The sequence below is a fragment of the Martelella mediterranea genome, from assembly GCF_021021415.1.
Lineage (GTDB): Bacteria > Pseudomonadota > Alphaproteobacteria > Rhizobiales > Rhizobiaceae > Martelella > Martelella mediterranea_C.
Genome location: NZ_JAINWJ010000015.1, coordinates 1 through 23,118, shown reverse-complemented (window position 1 = coordinate 23,118; position 23,118 = coordinate 1). Strand labels below are relative to the sequence as shown.

Here is a 23,118-nt window from a genome sequence, read left to right as displayed (position 1 = left end):
GGGGACGGCAGCTTGTTCAGTCCTCTCGTCCCACCAGCTTGCCTTCTTCGGCCTTGTGATGAAACTGGCTTGCGACCAGCCATCCTTTCAGTGGTCTCAGCAGCGGCACGCAGGACAGGAACACCAGCGGCACCGATACCAGGACGTGAAACCACATCGAGGGTTGAAAAGTGACCTCAGCCCACACGGCGAAGAACACCGAGGGGACGCAGCCGAAGCAGATCACGAAGAAAGCGGGGCCGTCGGCTGGTTCGGCAAAGTCGTAGCTCAGCCCGCAAGCCTCGCAGCCGGGCGCAAGCTTGAGGAAGCCTGAAAACAGCCTGCCCTTGCCACAACGCGGACACCTGCCGCGGATGCCGACGCGCCAGGGCTCAAGTCTGGGCCACTCATCATTGCTTTTGATCATGGTGTTCTTCTTTGATTCTGTCACGGTAATCCATTCTGGCGCATCATCTGAGCTGCGCTGCCATGAGGCTGTCGTGGACTCAATCGAGCCATACATTTATCCACGTACGTAATATTTGTATGCGCTCGGTGCAACAGTTTTGGTGCCATACACAATCAGGGAAATTTATCATTTACGCCTCGAGCCGTTTGTGTACGTTGAATATCAAGCAATCTCTTGCAATAGATCGGTTCCGGCAAAGCGATTGGTTTACACACATACCCGTACATTGTATGGATAATTGTACGGCCTACGGAGTTTTTGAAGCGCGATGTGGACACCCCGACTGATAGAAGGCGCCCGGATGAAATATCTCGGCATTGTCGACGCGCTTGAGGCCGATATTCGCTCAGGGCGGGTTGCGCATGGTGAGCGCCTGCCCGCGCAGCGCGCCATAGCGGAGACGCTTGGCGTCGATCTGACCACGGTGACGCGCGCCTTCAACGAGGCGCGCCGGCGTGGCCTTGTGTCGGCGCAGGCCGGTCGCGGCACTTTCATTTCAGAAACACAGCACGGCGCGCCGGCGGAGAACGTTCATCCGCTGATCGATCTCAGCATGAACATTCCGCCACAGCCGTCCGATGCCGATTTCGGTCGCCTGATCCCGGACATGCTGAAGGAGATTCTGAGTAGCCCGACCGGATTGCTGCATCTGCACTATCAGGAAAGCACAGGTGCGGAGCCGGACAGGGCCGCCGCCGCACGCTGGCTCGGCGCACGGGCCGACGGACTGACGCCCGATCGGATCGTCGTCAGTGCCGGCGCCCAGTGCGCTCTTTATGCCATCTGCGACCTGTTGCTTAAGCAGGGTGACATTGTCGCAGCAGGCGCCATGACCTATCCCGGCCTGAAGGCGGTCGCGATCCAGAAGGGGTTTTCGATAGCGCCGCTGGCCATGGACAGCGACGGCATCCTGCCCGACGCCTTCGAAAAGGCCTGCAGGGATCGCAATGTCAGACTACTTTACGTCATTCCCAGCATCGACAATCCGACGACGGCCACGTTGCCGCAAGAGCGCCGGCGATCGCTGGCAGAGATTGCCCGTCGCCACGAAGTCATCATTGTGGAGGATGATCCATATGCTGCTCTGCTGCCCGATCCGACGCCGCCGATTTCCGCGTTCGCCCCGGATATCACATGGCACATCGCAACGCTTTCCAAATGCGCCACGCCGGCGCTGCGCATCGCCTATGTCGCAGCGCCCTCCGACCATGCAGCGCGTCGTCTCGCGAGCGTTCTGCGCGCGACTATGCTGATGGCGCCGCCGCTGATGTCGGCGCTTGCAAGCCGCTGGATCGCAAGCGGTATGCTGGACGAAATTACCCGGTTTATTCGCGCGGAGAATAAGGCGCGCCAGAAAATTGCCGCGACGGCCCTCGCAAATCTGGACTTTGCCGCCGATCGGCATGGTCATCATCTCTGGCTTCGCCTGCCGGGGCGCTGGCGGGCATCGGATTTTGCCGAACATGCCGACCGGGCAGGGGTTTCCATCGTGCCCGCCACGGCCTTTGCAACTGTTGCGCATCCGGTCGAGGCGGTGCGTATTTCGCTCGGCGTGGCGCCGGATCGGGATTTGCTGGAGGAGGGGCTCGTCCTGCTTGCCGGTTTGATCGATCAACCCTCGCTCGGCATCAAGGCCATCGTCTGATTTTTCTCGGCGACGTTTCCCTGTCCCGGCTTCGCGCGTTCCCCGCTCCTTGCGGGAGCCCTTCTGAACCAGATCGCGTCAGCCCCAGGCTGTGCCGAACAGCCGCATCCAGTTGCCGCCGAGGATCTTTTCGATCCGGCTTTGCGACCAGCCGCGGCGCTGCATTTCCGCGGTCAGGTTCGGGAATTCGTCATTGCGGCGGATGCCTTCGGGCTTGGTGATCCTGGCCGAGCCGAACTCGGTCAGCGTGCGGCCAGTGCCCTTGTCCTTGTTGGCCCAGAGCAGCCACGGGCCTGGACGGGGGCGATTGTGATTGAAGTCGGTACCGATCGCGACATGGTCCTCGCCGACAAGGTCCATCGTATATTCCATGGCGTCGATGACGTCGGCAACCGTTGCGTCATTGCCTTTGGCAAGACCGGGTGAAAACAGCGAGGTGCCGATGACGCCGCCCTTTTCGGCGCAGGCCTTGAACACCTCGTCCGGCTTGTTGCGCGGCACATCCTTCAGCGCGCGCGGCAGGCAGTGGGTAATGGCGACCGGCTTTTTCGAACAGGCGATCGTGTCGAGGGAGGTCTGGATGCCGACATGGGAGAGGTCGATCAGAATGCCGCATCTTCCCATCTCGTCCACGGCCTCGCGGCCGAAGCCGGTCAGGCCGCTGTCCTTTTCCTCAAGATAGCCCGCGCCGAACAGGTTCTGGGTATTGTAGGTCAACTGCATGATGTTGACGCCGAGGTCCTTGAAGATGCCGAAATAGTCCAACCGGTCCTCGACCGGCGAGGTGTTCTGCCAGCCGAAGATGATGCCGACCTTGCCCGCCACCTTGGCGCGGCGGATATCGTCCAGCGTTTTCACCGGCATCGCGATATCGGCGTTTTCGGCCAGCTTCTCTTTCCACATGACCACATATTCGATGCCGCCGCGGAAGTTTTCCCACAGTACGGAGGACGCGCTGATCGCGGTTACGCCGCCCGCCTGGGCTTCCAGAAGGATGTCGCGGTTGAAATCCGAGCATTGCAACGCGTCAATGACGATCGAGGAGGAATGGAGTTCGTTCATGGAGACTTTTCCTAAATGCAGGCCGTGGCGGCGAGTTCGCTCGGAAGCCATTCCTCGCCGGTCATGTCGGGGCGATCGTAGTCGCGGAAGCGGGCGAGATGGATTTCGGCATCCTCCGCCATGAAGGAGCGCACCAGACCGGAGGCGAGCCGTCGCGCGCCCTCGCTCGAGGCCGGGATGCCGGAGGTCACCTTGCCGTGGCTGGGAACTGAAGGGTAGGCAAAGCAGGTGAGTTTCGAAAGCGCGGGGCATGCGCCTTCACGCTTTTCGATGAAGGTGAAGTCGGGGCCGAGATAGGGATGGGCGGCGAGGCCGGGGTTTTCCGCCGCCTTTGCTGCGCCCATCACATCGCCCCAGGTGCGGATGTCGGAGGCGAAGGCGGCAAACTCCGGCCGCATTGCAAGATCGATGCCGAAGCCGGTGGCGAAAATCGCGACATCGGCGTCGAGCGCGCCCCTTGGCGTAAAGACACGGATGCCATCCGCGGTTTCCTCAACTCCAGTGACCGGCGCGCCGACGTGGAGAAAGGCATTGTCGTGGCGGGCAACCCGCTCGACCGAGTGCTTCGGCGGGGGCACGGGAAAGCGGTCGCCCTCGTTCATGATCTCCCACTTGACCCGGTCGGGCAGGCCGACAAAGCCCGATGTCATGCCGCGCGAACCGGTTCCGGTAAACTTGTCGATGACGGGAATGGCGGGACGGCGCACCAGAAGATCGAGCCGGGCGCAGCCCTCTTCCAGCGCGGTCGCCGCGTTGTCCATGGCGGAAGCACCGGCGCCGACGACAACGACCCGTTTGCCCTTCAGCGTTTTCGCGTCGAACACGTCGGCGGAATGATAGACCTTGCCCTTGGGAATATGGCGCGCGACGGCGGGAAGGCGCGGCGCGCCCATGGCGTCAAGACCGGTGGCGATAACCACCCGGCGGGCCAGCACCGTTCCTTGCGTTGTCGTCAGCCGCAGCAGATTGCCCTCCGGCGCGATCCCTTCGACATCGCAGTCATTGACGATATCGGCCTCGGTCACCCGCGAAAACCAGTTCATGTAGTCCATCCACATGGTGCGCGGGGCGAACTCCATGCGGTCCCAGGCCTCCACGCCCCATTGCACCTCGAACCAGGCGCGGAAGGTCAACGCGGGAATGCCCATGGCGGGCCCGGCGGCTTCCTTGACGGTGCGCAGCGTTTCCATGCGCGCATAGGTGACCCATGGCCCCTCGCGTCCCTTCGCCGCGCGGTCGAACAGACGGACGTTGAAAATGCCTTCCATGTTGAGCGCGAGATTGGCGGCAAGGCCGCAAAGGCCCGCGCCGATGATCGCGACATCCAGAACCTCGGCGCCATCCGGGCCGCGTGTTGCCGGCATCCATGCCTTCGGCGGCAGGTTCAGCAGCATGCTTTGCCGTTCGAGTTCGGCTTCCAGAGCCTGAAGGCCAGAGGTTTGCGTCATCGGGATCGAGTTCCTTGCATTACAGACTGGACCGTTCCAGCGCCCGGATGTCCGAGGGATCGTGAAACACGCAATCCGGTATGGTCGTTGAACAGGCAGCCTCGAAACCTGCCACGAAGGAGAGAAGTTCTGCGGGAAGCACACGGCCCGCGGCGCTGAAAAGACCCCAGATATAGGGCAGGTCCACGGCGAGCGGCCGGATCGACACGCCATCGACGGGAATGCCGAATGCCGTGACCGGATCGATGATGGCGATGCCGAGCCCGGCGCGGGCGGCCATCATCGCGTTGAGCGAGGAATTGGTGACGATCTCGGCGGCGGGCACAATATCCTGGCGCTTGAGTGCGCCGTTGATCTTGCCGCGAATGCGGTAGGCATTGCCGACGGTCAGAAGCCGCGCGGCCGCTAAGGCTTCGAGAGGCAACGGCTCCTCGGCATCAAACGCACCGCCCTTTTCGACGGCTGCGACCAGGCGGGATTCGCAGATCACCTTCGCTTCCAGCGTGGCGTGTTCAAATGGCAGGGCCGAGAGGCCGAAATCGGCCGTCCGGCTGGTCAGGGCACGCGCCACATGCTCGGCACTCATGGCCTCGATATTGACGACACCCGGCAGGTCCAGCCCCATGCGCGCCAGTGTCGGGCTCAGAAGCCCGCCCGCCATGGTTGGCGTTGCGGCGATATCGATCGCGGCGATCTGACCGTCGCGAATGGCGGCGGCGCGTTCGCGAATCTGATGCAGGCCCGACATCAGCCGCTGCACCTCTCCATAGAACTGAAGCCCGCGCTCGGTCGGCGATATGCGCGGCCCGTTGCGGTGAAACAGCGGGAAACCCACCGAATCCTCCAGTTCCTTGATCTGTCGCGTCACGGCCGGCTGGCCGATACCCAATTGCTTGGCAGCCGCCGTCATCGAGCCGCAGGCCATGGCGGCCTGGAAGGCTTCGAGCGCTTTCACATCGGAAATTTTATCATTCGATATTGACATATTGAACTCATCATTATCCATATACGTGATATTGGCAAGTGCAGATTAAGCCATTCACGCGTCACGGGCAGTGAGCCGCGATGGCGAGACCGGAAACGGAACGATAAAACAGAGGAATAGCAGCATGTCTTTGATAGCACGCATCGCAGGCGTCGCGACGATCGCGATCACAACGGCCACAATGGTGCAGACCGCCTCGGCAGCCGACGTCTGGCGGCTGAGCTCGATGATGACCCCCGACAGTTTCGAGGGGAAGGCCTACCAGAAGTTCGCTGATCTGGTGTCGGAATACACCGATGGCGAGATCGAGGTGAAGATCTATCCCAATGAGCAGATCGGCTCGATGGATTCCGTCATCGAACAGCTCAGCCAGGGGATCATCCAGCTCGCGCCGTCGAGCCTGTCCTTCATGTCGCGCTGGGAGGACAGCATCCGCTATGCCTCCGCGCCGTTCCTGTTCGACAATTACGATCAGTGGTCGACCTTCATCGACGGCGATCTGTTCCAGTCCTGGCTCACGGAAGTGAAGGACAAGGCCAACATCACCGTCCTCGGCAGCATTCCGGACATGCCGCGCGGCACGTTCCGCACGCTTCTTTCGACCAAGCCGGTCGAGTCCGTTGACGATATCAAGGGCCTGAAGATGCGCCAGTTCCAGGATCAGCTCGTAATCGACGCCTGGACCTATCTCGGCGCGGAAGTGCGGGTTCTGCCCTGGGGCGAGGTCTATGACGGCATCAATCGTGGCATCGTCGACGCGGTGACCTCTCCGGCGGAGCTGATCGAATCCACCCGCTTCTACGAAGTCGCGCCCTACATCATCCGTACTGATGAATATCCGCAGGCGGTGGCCTGGATGATGAACGACAAGGCCTGGGAAAAGCTCACGCCGGAGCAGCAGGATGCCTTCGAACGCGCCCACAAGGAAGCGGCAGCCTATGCCCGTCAGTTGCTGGAAGAACAGGCCGCATCGTTGAAGACGGACCTTGAAGCCAAGAATGGCGTCACCGTGAACTTCGACTTCGACACCACGCAGTTCAGCGACAGGATGGCGGCCTTCTATCAGCAGCGCGCCGACAACGGCGAACTGCCCGAAGGCCTGCTGGACGCCGTTCAGGCAGCGAAGCAAGAGTAAGTTCGATGCGCGCGCTTGACGGGTTTCTTGACGCCATCGCCAGCCTCTTCAAGGGGCTGGCGACCCTCTGTCTCGCCGTCATGGTGGCGCTGAACCTTTTCAACGTCGCCTTCCGGGCGGTGTTCGATCACGCCTTCGGCTGGATATTCTCGTGGACGCTGCTGTTGTTCATCTGGATGCTGCTGCTTGGCTTCTTCGTCTATATGCGCAACCGCCGCGACGTGGTTGTCGATATCTTCATGTCGCGCCTGCCGCCCGTCGGGCGGCGGGTCGGCGGCATGTTCGCCTGCCTTGTCGGCATGGGCGTGATGGCGGCGATCCTGCGCGGCGCGCCGGCGCTGATCTCGCTGCAGCGCGCGCCGATGGATGGCACCGGCCTGCCGATCTGGACCCAGTCGCTGCCGCTGTTCGTCTCCGCATCGCTGGTGTTCCTGCATTTCCTGCTGTCCTTCATCGAGATCGCCACCGGCCGGGCCGAAGCGTTCCCGCGTGATATCGAACCGGTCGAAAAAGGAGCCGTCGAATGACCCTCGGCCTCATTGTCATCGGCGGCTTCGTGCTGCTGATGCTGATCGGCGTGCCGGTGACCGTCGCCATCGGCGCCGGCGCCATTATCGGCCTCTACTGGGCCGGTTTCGGCGATATGGGCATCGTCGTCCCGCAACAGATTCTAGACGGCGCGGCAAAGCCGGCGCTGCTCGCAATCCCGTTCTTCGTGCTGGCCGGCAATCTGATGAACACCATTGGTTTGACCGATCGCATCTTCAATTTCTGTCTGGCACTGATCGGCCATTTCCGCGCCGGACTTGCCTATGTCAACGTCGTCGCATCGCTGCTGTTTGCGGGCGTTTCGGGCGCGGCCACGGCCGATATCGCCGGTCTCGGCCAGCTTGAGGTGAAGGCCATGCGCGAGCGCGGTTATTCGCCTCAATTCTCCGCGGCGCTGACCGTCGCGACCTCGCTTGTCGGGCCGATCGTTCCGCCCTCGATCAGCCTGATCGTCTATGCCTGGCTTGCCAACCAATCGGTGGCTCGGCTGTTTCTGGCCGGCATCATTCCCGGCATTCTCGTGGCGATTTCCTTCATCCTCTATATCCGCGTCGTTTCGATCTGGACGCCGATGCCGCGTGAGAAACGCGCCAGCATCGGCGATATCCGCCGCGCCACGCTCGAGGGACTGCCGGCGTTGATCGCGCCCGCCATCATCCTGAGCGCCATCATCTTCGGCTTTGCCACGGCCACCGAAGCCGGCGTGATCGCCTGCGGCTATTCGCTGCTGATCGGCCTGTTCTATCGCACGGTGACATGGAAGGGCGTGCGCGACGCGCTCACCGAAAGTGCGGTGCTTTCCTCCCTGATCATGATGATCATCGGCGTCTCCCAGATCATGGGCTGGCTGTTTGCCTTCGAGCAGGTGCCGCAGGCCTTTGCCTCCGGCATTCTGGAGGCGATCAGCAAGCCGTGGGTGTTCATGGCCTTCACCATCGTGCTGCTGGTCATCATCGGCTGCTTCATGGAGGCGACGCCGGCCAAGATCATTCTCCTGCCGCTGCTTCTGCCCGCCGCCGATGCCTTCGGCATCGACCGGGTGCAGTTCGGCATGGTGATCACCCTTGCCCTGCTTTTAGGCATCGCCACGCCGCCGCTCGGCGTCGGGCTTTACCTGATGTCGGCCGTTTCGGGCGTGCGTTTCGAAAAGCTGGCGATATCGATCCTGCCACTGCTGATCCCGCCGATCGTCGTGCTGATCCTGCTGGCGACCGTGCCGGAAATCACGCTCTGGCTCCCCAATCTCATCATGGGACCGCAATGACTATACACCATGCCCGGCCCGACGCGCTGGACCGCGCCGGCGGCCTTGCCGACGAGGGCGAAATCTACAAATTTCGCGCGCTTCGTCCCGAATTCCTGAACGGCGCGGAAGACTGCCGCGCGGCGGTTCTCACCCCTCAAAACGATCTCGGCCTATCGCCGGCGCTGCGCGCTGCGATCGCCCGCCGGGTGGCGCTGACCGCGGACGATGAACGCCTGCTCGCCGAATATCCCGTGCCGGAAGACGAGGCCTTGGCCACGCTTTCACGCGGTGAGATGCCGGAAGACGATCGCCTTGCAGCGATCGCCGCCCATGCTGACATGATCGCCGCCAATCCGGGCGCAAGCACCCGCGAAAGCCTCGATGCGCTGCTTGAGGCCGGACTGAGCGTGTCGCAGGTGATCGCGCTGTCCGAGCTTCTGGCCTTTGCCTGCTTTCAGATCAGGGTCGCCCACGGCCTTTCACTGTTGGAGGAAGGTGCATGAGCGCTCTGGGAGCCATCCGCATCAAACCGCTCACCTGGCATCCGCATCTGCCGCCGGTCGAGATCGAGGACGCCACACCGGAACAACTGGAAGCGATGAAGGTGACGCCGTCGGCGAAGAAGGTTTCGCCCTATGTGCGCACCCTTGCCCATGATCCCGAAAGCTATGTCGCGCGCACCACGCTGTTCAACGCGATCATGTATGCCGAGGGCGGACTGCCGCGCGCCGACCGCGAGCTTGGCGCGCTGGCCGCATCCCAGGTCAATGGCTGCCGCTACTGCGCCAATGTCCACGCCCGCCAGCACATTCGCCTGTCCGGCTCATCCGACGTTATAGCCGCGCTCTGGACCGAGAATCGCGCTGCGCTGTCGGGCCGCGATGCCGCGATCGTCGCGTTCGCCGAGGCGCTGACGGCGACACCGCCCAAAGCCGACAAAAGCCATATCGCGGCGCTGAAGGCCGCAGGCCTCGAACCCTTCGAGATCATCGACCTCATTCATGCTATTGCTATATTCGGCTGGGCCAACCGGCTGATGCACCCGCTTGGCCATTCCGACAATGAAGAGAAGAGGACATCGCCATGAAAGCCATCGCCACCGACAAGGCACCCGCCGCCATCGGGCCCTACAGCCAGGCCGTTCGCCATGGCGATCTGCTGTTCGTGTCGGGTCAGCTTCCGATCGATCCGGCAACCGGCGCGTTCGTGGAAGGTGGCGCGGTGGAGCAGATGCGGCAATGCCTGAAGAATATCGCGGCGATTGCCGAGGAAGCCGGAACCGACCTGACGAAGACGATCAAGACTACCGTGCTTCTGACCGACCTTTCCGGCTTCGCCGACGTCAACGAAGAATACGGCAAGACCTTTGCCGAGCCGTTCCCGGCGCGCGCCTGCTATGAAGTCTCGGCCCTTCCCAAGGGGGCGATGGTCGAAGTCGAGGCGGTAATCGCGCTATGAGCGGCGAGAGCCTCCTGACCGACAGTCTGGACATCGCGCTGCCGGCCTGCGCCGAGCGGGCCTGGGCGCGCCGCGCCATCGGGCTTTTACAGGGCGACGCCCGCCGCTCCGCCGACACCCATCTGATCAAGCCGGTCTTTCCCGGCCTTGCCGGTCTTTCGGTCTATCTGAAGGATGAAAGCACGCACCCGACCGGCAGCCTGAAGCATCGCCTCGCCCGCTCGCTGGTGCTTTACGGCATCTGCAACGGCCATATCCGCGAGGGCACCACGCTGGTCGAGGCGTCGTCGGGCTCAACGGCGGTTTCGGAAGCCTATTTTGCCCGCATCCTCCATCTGCCGTTCATCGCCGTGATGCCGCGCACCACATCGCGCCAGAAGATCGAGGCGATCGAACGCTTCGGCGGCCAGTGCCATCTGGTCGAACGCTCCGGCGAGGTCTACGAGGCCGCGCAGCGGATCGCCGCCGAGACCGGCGGCCACTATCTCGACCAGTTCACCTTCGCCGAGCGCGCCACCGACTGGCGCGGCAACAACAACATCGCCGAGAGCATTTTCGCGCAGATGGAAAACGAGGAGCATCCCACGCCCGAATGGGTGGTGATGAGCGCGGGAACCGGCGGCACCTCGGCCACGATCGGCCGCTATATCCGCTACCGCAACCTGCCGACACGGCTCTGCGTGGTCGATGTCGAGAACTCGGTGTTCTATGACAGCTATGTCAGCGGCGACCGCACCATCAGCCGCAATGACGGCTCCCGGATCGAGGGCATCGGCAGGCCGCGCGTCGAACCCTCCTTCCTGCCGACGGTCATCGACCACATGATCCGGGTCCCCGACGCAGCATCGCTTGCTGCCATGCACGTGCTCTCAAAGCGAATCTTCCGCCAGGTCGGCGGCTCGACCGGCACCAATTTCTTCGGCCTCTGCCGGATCGCGGCGCAGATGATGCACGAAAAGCGCGAAGGCGCGCTCGTCACCCTGATCTGCGACAGCGGCGCACGCTACGCCGATACCTATTACAACCCCGACTGGCTGAAGGAAAACGGCCTCGACATTGCGCCCTATGTCGATCAGTTGGAGCGCTTTCTCGATAGCGGAGAATTGCGCGAAGCGTGAGCCGCGTCTTTCCGGTTTGGGTTGAGAGGCCAGGATGAGAGGTCTTCACGTCGGGCATGGCGGCGGTACTCACATTTTTTCAACTGTTTAGGTACTCAGGAGAATGCCGGTTTCGACTGGCGCCATCGCCTGAAGCCGGTCACCGGCGAGCGCTCTTGACGAGTTGGAGATTCTCGCCCTAATCCATGTTTTGTCTTTTCCGCTGGACCAGCCAGCTATGATTGGCGGATCGCTTGGAGCATCGTGCGTCCATTTGGACCCCCAAGGGCGCTCCGAAGTTATTGAATCTACGCATCGCGCGTGCCGAAAACCGAGTCCGTTTTTCGAGTCGTTCGTTGTGCCAGCAGGGAACAGCTTATCGTGGAGAATACCGTCGGTCGGGTTTCGCGCCCCTTTCAGGTAACGCACCGGCAGGTTTTCACGATCGCGCTGCCGATGATGGTCGCCCATCTTTCGACGCCGCTGGTCAGCCTCGCCGCGACCGGCGTGGTCGGCCAGTTGCGCGATCAGGTGCTGATTGGCGGCGTGGCGCTTGCTGCCGTCATCTTCGATGTCCTGTTCACCACCTTCAACTTCCTGCGCGGTGCGACGACTGGCTTCATCGCGCAAGCTGTCGGCGCGGCCGACCGCCGCCAGGAGCAACGCATGCTGCTTGGGGGCATCCTGATCGCGCTCGTCGCAGGCCTGCTCATTCTCCTGCTGCACGTGCCGATCGGGCATCTGGGGTTGGCAGCGCTCGATGCCGAAGGCGCGGTGGGCGAAGCGGCCTGGACGTATTATGCCTGGCGGGTGTGGTCGGCACCGTTCGCGCTGTTCAATTTCGTGGTCTTCGGCTGGGTGATCGGTCGCGGCGAAGCGGTAACCGCGCTGCTTCTGCAGGTGGCGCTGAATGCACTGAACCTGTTTCTGGCCTTTGCCGGCGTATTGTGGCTGGGCTTCGGACTGGCCGGAGCGGGTGCGGCGAGCCTGATCGCCGAGGGGCTGACGGCCGTGATCGGCGCGGCCCTCATCCTTCGGCGCACCGACCGGCAGCTTTGGGAGTGGCCCGACCTTTCCGCCCTCAAGCGGATGTTCTCGGTCAACCGCGACATGATGATCCGCTCCTTCGCGCTTCTGATCGGGCTTTCCTTCTTCACCCGCCAGTCAGGCGTGTTGGGCACCGACATCCTGGCCGCCAATACCGTGCTGCTGCGTTACTATTTCCTTGGCGTTGCCTTCCTCGACGGTTTTGCGACCGCCGCTGAACAGCTTGCTGGCCGTGCCGTCGGCGCGTTCTATCGCCCGGCCTTCGATCGCGTCATCAAGCTCACCACGCTCTGGGGCGTGGCAATGGCGCTCGTGGTATCGGCGATCTTCTTTATGACCGGGCCCATGGTTGTGGCGTTGATCGCGCCGATCCCGGAGACGCAGGCGCTCGCCCACACCTATCTGCCCTATGCGGCGATCATGCCGCTTATCGGCGTGATCGCGTTCCAGATGGACGGCGTATTCATCGGCGCGACATGGTCGCGCGAGATGCGCACGCTGATGCTGGCGTCGCTCGCCTGCTATTTCGCGGCATGGGCGGTGCTGCAGCCGCTATTCGGCAATCACGGGCTCTGGATGGCGATGCTGCTGTTCCAGGGCGCGCGCTCGATCTTCTTCCGGCTGACGTTGCCGAAGCTGGCGGAACGGACCTTTTCGCCATCGGGCACACAGCACCGTTGAACGTCCGGGAAAAAGGAGGACGCGGATTGCAGGAAACCTGTTCGCTCCTCTGTCTCTCAAGCCAACCACTACTTGTAAATCGGCATGTGGATTCGACGCCGGTCAGCACAATAAGACTTTGAAATATTTAAGGCGAGTGGGGCCCGGTGCCGTGTCAAATAACAGAAGCCGTCCGCATCTCTGTAGAAAGCCAGCTCGCAAGAGCGCTACGGGAACTCGGCGGATCGAGCGATCACTGTTCATGATCGAATGGTAAACCAGCCGATCATTGCGCCGCCACTGCCAGGCCGGCCTGAATAAAGGCGAAGCTGCGCACGAGCTGAAGCGCACTGCTTTCTTCCGCGAGCGCGGCGAAATCCGCGACCGATTGTTCGAAAGCCATTTATTTCGCGCATCCGGCCTCAATCTTGTCGTCAACGCGATCGTGCATTGGAATACGGTCTATAGCGAACGGGCCGTCGCCTCGCCAAGGATTGGGAGAAGTCCATCGCAAGCACCACAACATGGGTCGCAAGCATCACGGTTATGACCAGACGCCTTGCACGATATTGCTTCCCATCATGAACTTTTGAATCCGGCTCTAACGGCAACGATCATGTTCGGTTCGGCCTTGTCGCGACTCCGGACTGCTCTTGTTCTGACCGCAGGGTTGGGCCAGATGTCCAAAGCCTTCAATTGCGGACCTAGAAAGAACAGGCAAGGCCGGGCCGACGCGACGCCGGTACCGGCCATGCGGTTGTTTTATCCACCATTGCGCAAGAATTCGTAGCCGTTGGCGAAATCGATGGTGTAGATGCGGTCTTGCTCGACAAAGGGTACGGTCGCGCGGTAGGCCTCAAGCAGCGCGCCCGAGGCTTCTCCCAGCGCCGGGCTATCGCGCAGATCCACGGCCTGCGCGGCGTGGAGCAACGCGATCGACGACATCCAGTACATATTGTCCAGAATCCGCGCCAGATTGTCGACAGACAACGGTGCGTTGCTGTTGAGGTCCTCGATATTGCCCGCCATGGCAATCGACGCGACCGGCGCTTGCGCGCCGATCTGCGCGTTTTCGACCAGCAGCGACACAAGCGGTTTCTGGATCGCGCCGAAGGCGTGACCCGCATTGCCGTCTGCCGCCAGGAAGCGGGAAAGCCCCGTCATTTCGGGGTTTTCGAGGCGAATGGTCTGCATCGTGATCGCCTGCGACAGCCGGACCAGAGCTGTGTTCAAAGCCTCGATGCGCGTCGCAATGGGCAGCATTTCGAAATTCGCGCTCGGATAGATCGCACCCGAGACATCGCCTTCGATCAGATAGCTGGCGACCTGCGAGGAGGCGTCCGTATCGACTGAGCCGACGACCACCATCGGATTGTCGTCGCTGTGATTGGTCTGGATTTCGAGCGCGTCCTGCAAATCCTGCAATGCCACATAGGCACCGCCCAGTACATAGGCCATCGTCCGGTAGGAAAGAGGGTCCTGCAAAGGTCGGCCGGCGGAGGTTTCCCAGAGATAGCTACCCTTGAGCGCGCTACGGACCTTTTCCGCGCCGGTAATGTTTTCATCAAAGGGCCGCTCCTCGGCGCTCTCGGCGAGGAAAGGTGCGATATTGCCGTTAAAACCTTCCAGTTGCAGTGCGAAGATCGCGGTTTGAAGATCGAGATACTCCCTGACCTCCTCGCTCAGCAGAGCCGCCCGGCCAACAGTGAGCGCATTCGTGCTCAGGATCGACAGGAAGTCCTTGCCGATCGGCTCCAGCGGGGCAATGCCAGCATCGTTCAGCGCCTGTGCGGCGGAGATCCGTTCGCCTTCGACAAACACGTCTCCTTCGCCGATCATTGCAAGTCCGATGTGAGACGCAAGCGTGATATCGGCCTCGCCAACCGAACCGCGTTCGGGCACGACCGGTGTGATGCCCTGTTCGATAAACCGACGGTACATTTCCGCCACCGCCGGCTGCACGCCGGTTCGCCCCGTCGCGATCTGGTTCAGGCGGATTGCCATGGCCGCTCGAACATCGTCCACCGGCATCGGATCTCCGATGCCGGCGCCGTGTGCACGCAGCGAGGAGAGGTTGAAGGTTCGCGACATCTCCAGCAAGTCCGCATCCAGCACCTTTTTGCCGTCCTCCATCGCGAAGATTGGACGATCCTTGTTCCAGCCGACGCCGACGGTCAAGCCGTAGACGGCCTTGCCCTGCAACGCCGCCTCCATGACCAGGTCGAGCCCCTGCTCGATGCGCTCGGATGCTGGCCCAGTAAGGGTTATCCGCGCATCCTTGTCATGGCTGATACCGGCAATATCTTCCAAGGTCATGTCCTGCCCTGCGATCACCCAGTCGTCGGCGAGTGCCGCACCTGCGGCAAGGCAGATCGCGAGGCCGGCGCTGCCGGCGATAAGCTGTCTCGAAATTCTGAACATAAAACTCATCGTGGTCACCCTCTGTTTTGTTTGAATGGCAGATCCGGCCTTACCGCGGCCGGTATACGCTGAGGTGCCGCATTAACGGCACAGACGCTGTCGTCCGGCTCAGACGAAAAGCAGAACCAGGCCGGGAAACAGCAGGAAGAAAATGATGCGCAGCACGTCGGCGACGATGAAGAACGACGCGCCGCGGTAGATATCGCGCAGTTTGAGGTCCTTCTGGATGCCATTGAGCACGAACAGGTTGATGCCGACGGGTGGCGTGATCATGCCGATCTCGATGATCATCACATTCATGATCCCCCACCAGATCGGATCGTACTGAAGTTGCCCGACGATCAGCGGATAGATGAACGGCATCGTCAAAATCATCGCCGCCATCGCATCGAACACGCAGCCGAGGCCGATATAGAGCAGGATCACGATAATCAGCACCGCCTCGCGCGGCAGTCCCATGCCGCCGACCCAGGCGATCGCGGCCTCGGGCAGGCCCGACAGGGTGAGAAAGCTCTTGTAGATCTCGGCCCCGATCAGAATGAGATAGATCATGGCGACGTTCGAGGCCGCCTTCTTGAGCGTGTCGATGAAATTGCTGCGGGTCAGACGTGCCCGCACGATGCAGGTCGCGAACACCAGGGCAACGCCGACCGCCGCACCTTCGTTGACGGTGAAAATGCCGCTGTAGATGCCGCCAAGCATGATCACGCCGACCAGCATGGTCAGCCTGGCCTGTCCCGTCGCCTTGGCGCGCTCGCTCCAGGTGGCGCGGGCCAGGGTTTCCGACGTGTCTCCGTGAACGGCGATATAGACGCGCACGGCGATGGCGTAAAACAGCACTGCGACAATGGCGGGCACGATTGCCGCGCGAAACAGCGACAGCACGCTCTGCTGCGTCAGGATGGCATAGACGACCATCACCACGGAGGGCGGGATCAGCGAACCCAGCGTTCCGCCGCCGGCGATGGAACCGGCGATAAGGGAATCGGAATAGCCGCGCCGCCGCATTTCCGGCAGGGCGATCTGGACCATGGTCGCGGTGGTGGCAACGGATGAACCGCAGATCGCGCCGAAGGCGGCGCTGCTGCCCACGGTCGTCAGCGCCAGGCCGCCGCGCAGATGTCCGACCCAGGCATGCGCAAGCCGATAGATCTCCGAGGACATTCCGGCAATGATGGAAAAGCCACCCATCAGTATAAACAGCGGAATGATCAGCAATTCCTGAGAGGAAAGTGACTGCACCGTCGCCACGCCAAAGATCGAGAAGACCGAGGCTTCGAAGGTCAGGAAAAGGGTGAAGAGCGTGCCGACGATAGCCATTGATGCGGCGATTGGGACGCCGACCAGAATGAAGGCCAAGAGCGTTACGAGACCTGCCGCTCCGATCATGATGTCCGACATCATTCCGCTCCTTCCGCGGCGTTTTCCAGAGGGGGTGGCTCGGATGCCGAAATCGCCCGTCCGCATTGCCGCGCCAGAACGACGAACTGGATCAGTGTCGACATCCACAAGGCAAGCGAGGCGAGCGCCCATGCCGGCCAGCGCGGCAGGTTCAGGAGCCAGGTCGTTTCCCCCGAGCGCCAGATGTCGAGCGTATAGTCGCTGACCCACCACGCCATCAGCGCGAACATCGCCAGCAGGCACAGGTGTCCGCAGACATCCAGAGTCTCGCGCAGACGCCACGGCAAGACGTCAATCAGGAAGCGCACCGTGATCGCGCTGCGGCCCGCTGCCATCGCCGGAAAACAAAAGGCGATGGCGACGATGCCGAGCGGGGCATATAGATCGGACAAGCCGTCAATGCCGGAGTTCATCACGAAATTGTCGAAGCCGGGGGAAAGATCGCGCAGGCCGTAAACGATGTCCGATCGCAGCGCGATATCGAACAGGGTCAGGGCGGTCACCGCCAGAAGGGCGCTTAGGCCCACCACCGCAAGCATATTGGACAGCCTGGCCATTTCGCGTTCCTTCTCCCGGCTGGGCGATCATTTGCCCAGGTGTGTCTTCGCGGCTTCCAGCGTATCGGCATTGGCCGGGTCGGCGGCGACCCAGTTGTCGACGACCTGCTGCAGCACCTTGTCGGCCCGCTCCATATCGGCTTCGCTGAAGGTGACGAAATGGTGATCGCCCGATGCTTCCAGCCGCGCCGTCACTTCATCGGTCTGCTTGTCCATGTTGGCGCCCAGCACTTCGGTGAACCACTCGCCGCGCAGCGCGTCGATCGCCTCGCGTGATTTCGGCGACAGGCTTTCATAGCGATCGCGCGACATTGCCCACAACACCGTGAACGAGCCCAGCGGAAGGTTGGTGACGTGATAATGCACGAGATCGCCGATGCCGAAATTGTAGAGATTGCCGGTATCGACCAGCGCGCCGTCAATCAGGCCGCGGCTGATATTCTCCGCCAGCCCCGTGGCCGGAATATTCGAAACCGGGACCGCGCCCAGCCGCGAGACGATCTGTGCCTGCATTTGTCCTGAAACCCTGAGTTTCTTGCCGCGCAGGTCGCGCAGGCTGTCGATTTCCTCGCTGGTGTGGATGAAATAAGGGCCGGCCTGCAACACGCCGAGCACGACGAGATCATCCAGTCCGGTGATCTTGCCCTCTTCGATCAGCGCCAGCGTCGCCAGCGAACCGTCGGAGTTGGAGCGCGCGAGATTGGGAAGCTCGAAGACATCCATGCCTTCGATGCGGCCGGGCGTGTAGGGGATCGGGATTTCGGCGATATCGGCTATGCCGTCCTGCACGATCTTGAGCTGCACCTCGCCGCCCGAAACCAGCGAGCCGCCGGCATAAAGCTTGATCTGCAAGGCGCCGTCCGAAAGCTCTTCGGCGCGTTCGATGAATGCCGGAACCGATACGGCGTTGTTCACGGTCGAGGCCGGCAGGAAGGATGAGAATTTGAGCTCATCGGTCGCCTCCTGGGCAAAGGCGGCAGAGGCCAGCGTGACCGACAGCAATGCGCCTGTGAGAATGGTCTTCAGTTTCATGATCATTTCCCTCTTTGATTGGTATTTTTCGGTTGTGCATGCGTCTCCCGTCACTCCGGAGGATCAGACGGGAATATGGTTGATTTTTTTAAGCGCCACCTCGTCCAGCGCGTCTTGGTAGCCGGCATCGGCATAGCGGATGACGCCGAGCCCGGTGTCATTGTCGAGCGCGATTTCGAGGCGACGGTCGGCCGCCTCGGTGCCATCGGCGACGATCGTGACGCCGGCCGAGGTCATATAGCCGGCATAGCCGCCGCCGCCGGAATGCACGGTGACGAGATCGGCGCGGGACGAGCATAACAGCATCGCGTCCAGAAGCGGCCAGTCGGCGATCGCATCGGAGCCGTCGCGCATGTTCTCGGTCATGATATTGGGATGCGCCATCCCGGCCGAGTCAAGGTGATCGCGGGAAAACGCAACCGGCCCCTGTAACGCGCCGGTCGCGGCCATCTGGTTGACCGCGCGCGCCAGCGCGCTGCGCTCTCCATGGCCAAGCCAGGCGATACGGGCGGGCAGTCCTTCAAAGGGAACATTTTCACGCGCAAGCCGGATCCAGTTGGTGACGATCCTGTTGTCGGGAAACATTTCGAGCACGAGATCGTCGATCTTGCCGATGTCGGAAGCCTCGCCCGACAGCGCCATCCAGCGAAACGGACCGATCGCGCGGCAAAACAGCGGCCGCAGATAGGCTTCGGTGAAGACCGGAATGTCGAAGGCATTCTCCACACCGCCGATCTGCGCCTGCGTGCGGATCAGATTGCCATTGTCGAACACTTCGGCGCCGCTCTTCTGAAAATCCAGCATGGCCGAGACATGTCGCGTGATTGAAGCGCGGCCGGCCTCGATCAGTTCGTCCGGGTTCTGCAAGCGTAGGCGGCGCACGCGCTCGATGTCGTACCCCTCGGGGATATAACCATAGACCAGATCGTGCGCCGAGGTCTGATCAGTCACGATATCGGGGGTGATGCCGCGCCGGGCGATCTCGGGGTAAATCTCCGCGGCGTTGCCGACGAGCCCGACTGAGACCGCACGACCTTCGGCGCGGGCCTGCTCGATCCGCGCGAGTGCTGCGTCGAGGTCCGGTGCGATTTCATCGAGATAACCGATTTTCTTCCGCGCTTCCGCGCGGGCGGGATCGACCTCAACGCATAGGATCGCAGCGCCCGCCATCCGTCCGGCCAGCGGCTGGGCGCCGCCCATGCCGCCGAGACCGGCGGTCAAGATGAAACGGCCGGAAAGACTGCCAGCAAAACGGCGCTCGGCGATCCGCATGAATATCTCATAAGTCCCCTGAATAACGCCCTGCGAGCCGATATACTGCCATGCCCCGGCGGTGAGGCCGCCCCAGCAGATCAATCCCTTGCGTTCCAGATCATAGAAGTTTTCGGCCCTGGCCCACTGCCCGACGATGTTGCAGTTCGCCATGATCACGATCGGCGCCTCGGGACTGGTTTTCATCAGGCCGACGGGTTTGCCCGACTGGATCACCAGGGTCTGGTCTTCGTCCATGCCGATCAGTGCCTGACGGATCGCATCATGTGCGGCCTTGTTGCGCGCGGCCTTGCCCAGAGCGGCATAGACCACCAGATTTGCCGGGTCCTCGCCGACGGCCAGGACATTTTCCATCAGGCGCAACAGGGCCTCCTGCCGCCAGCCTTTGGCGCGAAGCGTCGGGCCGGAGGGGATCGGAAAAGCCGGATGGCGGGGATTGTCCTTCGGCATGTCAGCCCTCCAAGGCATAAGAGGTCAGGTCGATGCCCATGACCTTTTCCGGGTGAACATAGACGGCGGGATCGAGAACGCCGGCGCTGATCGGCAGAAGCGCTTTCGGCACGTGCAGGACATGGATCTTCATACCCACCTTCAGCTCGCCGACTGACAGCGGTTCCGCGTCGGGCGAAAGCGTGGTGATAACGTCGGGGAAAGTGGCGATACGGCGTCCGTCTGCCGCGTCGACGGCCATATATTCATTCATCACATGCAAGGTGACGGCGCGGTCGCCGCTGCCAATCGTCACGGTTCCGACATCGAAGGCCTCGTTGGTATAGGTCACGTTCTTTGCCGTGATCTCTCCTTCGACGATATAGCTTCCGCGAGTTGTATGGGCGATGGCATCGAGCATGGCGGAGGAGCCCCTGGGTTCGGCCGCCAGAATCGCCTCGCCCAGTTCCAGCGCCTTCGAAATTCCGCCAAGGGCCGCATTTCGGGCGACGTAGGACGCGCGTACCGGGTTGCGCGCCGAGGCAATAAAGCCGCCGGACATATCCGAGGCGGTGCGCAGAACCGGCGAGACGCGGCCCGTGGCGCCTCTGGCGACAAGCTCGATATAGCGGTTTTGCGCGCGATTGCCGCCGACGGCGGTCTGGATCGTTTCTTCCGGCCGTCCGGCCATGCCGATGGCGCCCATATCGCCGGTCGGGTGGGCGCGCATGTCGCCAACCGCATCGAGCACTTTGCAGCCGAGAATGGCGGAAGGCAGCCAGGCGTTGAGGGTCGAGGATTTACCGTTCTGCCCGATCATCAGCGCCGCGACGCGCGCGCCGAGCGCCTCCTGAAGGAGCTCAACCGCCTTCACATAATCGACGCCGCGCATCTCCCAGGGCGTGGTCGAGGCGGGCGCGCCGATGGCGGCGGCGGTGGCGACCCAGTCATCATCGTCAAGCTCCTCGACCGAGACCAATTCCGGCGCGCCTGCATTGACAGCCGCGCGGCCAAGCATGCGCCCGTGATGCACCCAGCCTCCGCCGCCCGCGGCATAGACCGCGCCGCCGCGCACGGCGGGTTCCACATCCTTTTCGGTGAGAACGCGTGCCATCTGTTATCCTTCCTTGTTCGCGTCGATCGAGATTACGGTATCCGCCAGGACCTCGGCGGCAAGAGACAGATCGGCCGCGTCGGCCCATTCCTCCGGGCAATGCGAGCGCCCGCCGACACAGGGTACGAACACCATTGCCGCCGGGCAGAGCCGGGCCATGAACGCTGCATCGTGGCCGGCGCCGGAAACCATGCGCCGGTGGCCGATATCCAGCGCAGAAGCCGCGTCGGACAGGGCGTCGACAAGAGCGTCATCAAGGCGCACCGGATCGTTTTCAGAAATCTTGCGGGTCTCGATGACGATGCCGTTTTGATGCCCATCCTGTTCGCTGTCCTTGATCCAGCGTAGAAAGGCCTCCATGTCGGCCTCGGTCTCGGCGCGGATATCGATCAGCATGCGGACATGGCCGGGAACGACATTGGCGGCATTGGGCTTCATCTCGAACTCGCCCACCGTCGCGGTGAAATGCCGCCCCGCTGCCGTCATCTCAACGGCCTTCGCGCGGATTGAAAGGACCAGTTCGGAGGCGGCAGCCAGGGCGTCGGCGCGGCCATCCATCGGGGTCGTGCCGGCGTGTTCGGGTCGCCCGGTGATGCTGACCTCCACCCGGGTTATGCCGACGATCGTGGTCACCATGCCAAGGCTCAGCCCCTCGCGTTCCAGCACGGGTCCCTGTTCTATGTGCATTTCCAGAAAGGCGCTGAGATCGAGGCGCAACGGTCCGGTGAGAGCCTCGGCATTGCCGCCGACATCACCAATGGCACGGCGAAGATCGCGACCGGCGCTCTGGCGCTCAAGCCAGGCGGGCGGCAGAACACCGGCCATGGCGCGCGAGCCGATGCACGAAACACCGAAAATAGACACTTCCTCGGCCAGAAAGTCGGTGATGGCAAGGTTGTGGCGCAGCATCACGCCCCTGTCTGCAAGAATGCGAGCCACCTCAAGCGCCACGACGACCCCGGCAACGCCGTCGAAGCGCCCGCCATCGGGAACGGTATCGGAATGAGACCCCAGCATGATCGTGCCGGAGTCCGGCGCGATTCCCTGGCGAATTCCGGTCAGATTGGCGCCGGCGTCCAGCGAAACATCAAGGCCCGCCGCCTTGAAACGATCCCACAGGAAGCGACGCCCCTCGTCGAACAGGGGCGAGAAGGCGCGCCGCGTCCACGGTCTTTCGGTGTCGGTGATCGCGGAAAGCGCAGTCAGGTCAGCGGTTATCCGATCCTGTGAGGCGTGGAGATTGCGTTTCATGCGTGCAACTCCCGGCGCAGGCCCAGCGTTTCGGGCGGGCGGACAAAGCCGCCGCTGCCCGGTGCGGCCAGAACCGCGTTGCCGTCGAACACCATCCTGCCTTCATGCCAGACCGCGGCCACGGTCCAGGGCAAGGCGATGCCGTCATAGGGAGACCAGTCGGCAACCGAATGCGCACTGGCGGCGGCCTCATAGACGGCGGGCCGGTCGACAAGCACGGTCAGGTCGGCGTCGCGGCCGACTTCGATGCCGCCCTTGCGATGATCGAGGCGGAAATGGCGCGCCGGGTTTTCGGCCATCAGCCGGGCAGCCCAGAACAGCGGGACGCCGCGTTCCATCGCGCCCTTGACGAACAGTGGCACCATCACCTCGAGCCCGGGAACGCCGGAGGCGCATTTGAGTATTTCCGGATCGATCTTGCGCTCGCGCGCCCAGCTCACATGGTCGGTCGAGACCATGGAAACACGACCTTCGGCGACATGACGCCAGATCGCCTCGACCTCGCGGCGCGGCCGCACCGGCGGGTTGATCTTGGCCATGCCGCCCAGACGCGCGACATCGTTTTCCTCGTCCAGCGTCAGATAGTGGATGCAGCATTCGGCGGTCGCGTAGAAGCCCTGGCGGCGGTAATTCTCGGCAATTTCGTAGCCGCGCGCGACCGAGCAGTGCACGACATGGGCCGGGCAGCCGGTCTCCGCGCCGGTTTCGTAGATCTGCAACATTGCCAGCGTTTCGGCCAGTTGCGGGCGCGACAGGCCGTGGGCGCGCCAGTCGGTGATGCCCGCAGCCTCGACCTCGGCGATTGCTGCGCGCACATAATCGTCATCAACTCTGTTTGATGGTTTGGTCTCTGATCCTTGC

General features: G+C 62.5%; 21 protein-coding genes and 2 pseudogenes. 11 read left to right on the top strand and 12 right to left on the bottom strand.

Annotated features, from left to right (window positions below; all coding sequences use genetic code 11):
- Positions 1–16: 16 nt before the first annotated feature.
- Positions 17–406 carry a DUF983 domain-containing protein gene (locus K7H91_RS11320; RefSeq protein WP_230720338.1) on the bottom strand — a complete coding sequence of 130 codons (390 nt, stop codon included), beginning with the start codon at positions 404–406 and terminating at the stop codon, positions 17–19.
- 310 nt (positions 407–716) lie between these two features.
- Here K7H91_RS11320 and K7H91_RS11315 point away from each other — a divergent pair, with 310 nt between their 5' ends.
- Positions 717–2,093 (top strand): PLP-dependent aminotransferase family protein, encoded by a 1,377-nt coding sequence (locus tag K7H91_RS11315; RefSeq protein WP_230720337.1) that lies wholly within the window; start codon positions 717–719, stop codon positions 2,091–2,093.
- Positions 2,094–2,171: 78 nt separating this feature from the next.
- Here the strand turns inward: K7H91_RS11315 and K7H91_RS11310 are convergent, their stop codons facing one another.
- The 3 genes from K7H91_RS11310 to K7H91_RS11300 are packed head-to-tail and all read right to left on the bottom strand — an operon-like array spanning position 2,172 to position 5,588.
- Positions 2,172–3,155: a membrane dipeptidase gene (locus K7H91_RS11310; protein ID WP_230720336.1), complete on the bottom strand. Its 984-nt coding sequence runs from the start codon at positions 3,153–3,155 to the stop codon at positions 2,172–2,174.
- 11 nt (positions 3,156–3,166) lie between these two features.
- Positions 3,167–4,603: an NAD(P)-binding domain-containing protein gene (locus tag K7H91_RS11305; protein ID WP_230720335.1), complete on the bottom strand. Its 1,437-nt coding sequence runs from the start codon at positions 4,601–4,603 to the stop codon at positions 3,167–3,169.
- A 19-nt stretch (positions 4,604–4,622) separates the two neighbouring features.
- Positions 4,623–5,588 (bottom strand): LysR family transcriptional regulator, encoded by a 966-nt coding sequence (locus K7H91_RS11300; RefSeq protein WP_230720334.1) that lies wholly within the window; start codon positions 5,586–5,588, stop codon positions 4,623–4,625.
- Positions 5,589–5,712: 124 nt separating this feature from the next.
- Between K7H91_RS11300 and K7H91_RS11295 the strand changes: the two genes are divergently transcribed.
- The 10 genes and pseudogenes from K7H91_RS11295 to K7H91_RS11250 form a co-directional block, all read left to right on the top strand.
- A complete protein-coding gene (locus K7H91_RS11295; RefSeq protein ID WP_230720333.1) occupies positions 5,713–6,723 on the top strand; it encodes a TRAP transporter substrate-binding protein in 1,011 nt (336 codons plus the stop codon).
- A gap of 5 nt (positions 6,724–6,728) precedes the next feature.
- Entirely contained in the window at positions 6,729–7,250 is a 522-nt protein-coding gene (locus tag K7H91_RS11290) for a TRAP transporter small permease (RefSeq protein ID WP_230720332.1), read from the top strand.
- Positions 7,247–8,536 (top strand): TRAP transporter large permease, encoded by a 1,290-nt coding sequence (locus K7H91_RS11285; protein WP_230720331.1) that lies wholly within the window; start codon positions 7,247–7,249, stop codon positions 8,534–8,536. Before K7H91_RS11290 ends, K7H91_RS11285 begins: the two co-directional genes overlap by 4 nt.
- A complete protein-coding gene (locus tag K7H91_RS11280; protein WP_230720330.1) occupies positions 8,533–9,021 on the top strand; it encodes a hypothetical protein in 489 nt (162 codons plus the stop codon). Before K7H91_RS11285 ends, K7H91_RS11280 begins: the two co-directional genes overlap by 4 nt.
- The gene (locus K7H91_RS11275; RefSeq protein ID WP_230720329.1) at positions 9,018–9,605 is read left to right on the top strand and encodes a peroxidase-related enzyme; all 588 of its coding nucleotides are present in this window, start codon (positions 9,018–9,020) and stop codon (positions 9,603–9,605) included. The genes K7H91_RS11280 and K7H91_RS11275 overlap by 4 nt, the downstream gene beginning before the upstream one ends.
- Positions 9,602–9,976, top strand: a complete 375-nt coding sequence (locus K7H91_RS11270; protein ID WP_230720328.1) for a RidA family protein — start codon at positions 9,602–9,604, stop codon at positions 9,974–9,976. Before K7H91_RS11275 ends, K7H91_RS11270 begins: the two co-directional genes overlap by 4 nt.
- Positions 9,973–11,094, top strand: a complete 1,122-nt coding sequence (locus K7H91_RS11265; RefSeq protein ID WP_230720327.1) for a PLP-dependent cysteine synthase family protein — start codon at positions 9,973–9,975, stop codon at positions 11,092–11,094. The genes K7H91_RS11270 and K7H91_RS11265 overlap by 4 nt, the downstream gene beginning before the upstream one ends.
- Positions 11,095–11,454: 360 nt before the next feature.
- Positions 11,455–12,801, top strand: coding sequence for an MATE family efflux transporter (locus tag K7H91_RS11260; protein ID WP_230720326.1), 1,347 nt, complete (start codon positions 11,455–11,457; stop codon positions 12,799–12,801).
- Between the two features lie 185 nt (positions 12,802–12,986).
- A pseudogene (locus K7H91_RS11255) lies at positions 12,987–13,273 on the top strand (Tn3 family transposase); the annotation flags it as partial.
- Positions 13,258–13,365 (top strand): annotated as a pseudogene (locus K7H91_RS11250) (IS5/IS1182 family transposase); the annotation flags it as partial. The pseudogenes K7H91_RS11255 and K7H91_RS11250, both read left to right, overlap by 16 nt.
- Before the next feature lie 177 nt (positions 13,366–13,542).
- Here K7H91_RS11250 and K7H91_RS11245 read toward each other — a convergent pair.
- The 8 genes from K7H91_RS11245 to K7H91_RS11210 form a co-directional block, all read right to left on the bottom strand.
- The gene (locus tag K7H91_RS11245; protein WP_230720325.1) at positions 13,543–15,210 is read right to left on the bottom strand and encodes an HAL/PAL/TAL family ammonia-lyase; all 1,668 of its coding nucleotides are present in this window, start codon (positions 15,208–15,210) and stop codon (positions 13,543–13,545) included.
- Positions 15,211–15,309: 99 nt separating this feature from the next.
- The gene (locus K7H91_RS11240; protein ID WP_230720324.1) at positions 15,310–16,602 is read right to left on the bottom strand and encodes a TRAP transporter large permease; all 1,293 of its coding nucleotides are present in this window, start codon (positions 16,600–16,602) and stop codon (positions 15,310–15,312) included.
- A complete protein-coding gene (locus tag K7H91_RS11235) occupies positions 16,602–17,159 on the bottom strand; it encodes a TRAP transporter small permease (RefSeq protein ID WP_230720323.1) in 558 nt (185 codons plus the stop codon). The genes K7H91_RS11240 and K7H91_RS11235 overlap by 1 nt, the downstream gene beginning before the upstream one ends.
- Positions 17,160–17,186: 27 nt before the next feature.
- Entirely contained in the window at positions 17,187–18,191 is a 1,005-nt protein-coding gene (locus K7H91_RS11230; RefSeq protein ID WP_230720322.1) for a hypothetical protein, read from the bottom strand.
- A gap of 63 nt (positions 18,192–18,254) precedes the next feature.
- Complete coding sequence (locus K7H91_RS11225) at positions 18,255–19,913, bottom strand: urocanate hydratase (RefSeq protein WP_230720321.1); 1,659 nt, start codon at positions 19,911–19,913, stop codon at positions 18,255–18,257.
- A gap of 1 nt (position 19,914) precedes the next feature.
- Positions 19,915–21,006 (bottom strand): DUF917 domain-containing protein, encoded by a 1,092-nt coding sequence (locus K7H91_RS11220; RefSeq protein ID WP_230720320.1) that lies wholly within the window; start codon positions 21,004–21,006, stop codon positions 19,915–19,917.
- A 3-nt stretch (positions 21,007–21,009) separates the two neighbouring features.
- A complete protein-coding gene (locus K7H91_RS11215) occupies positions 21,010–22,257 on the bottom strand; it encodes a Zn-dependent hydrolase (protein ID WP_230720319.1) in 1,248 nt (415 codons plus the stop codon).
- Positions 22,254–23,118 (bottom strand): dihydroorotase (locus K7H91_RS11210; protein ID WP_230720318.1); only part of this gene is annotated, 865 nt, incomplete at its 5' end. The genes K7H91_RS11215 and K7H91_RS11210, both read right to left, overlap by 4 nt.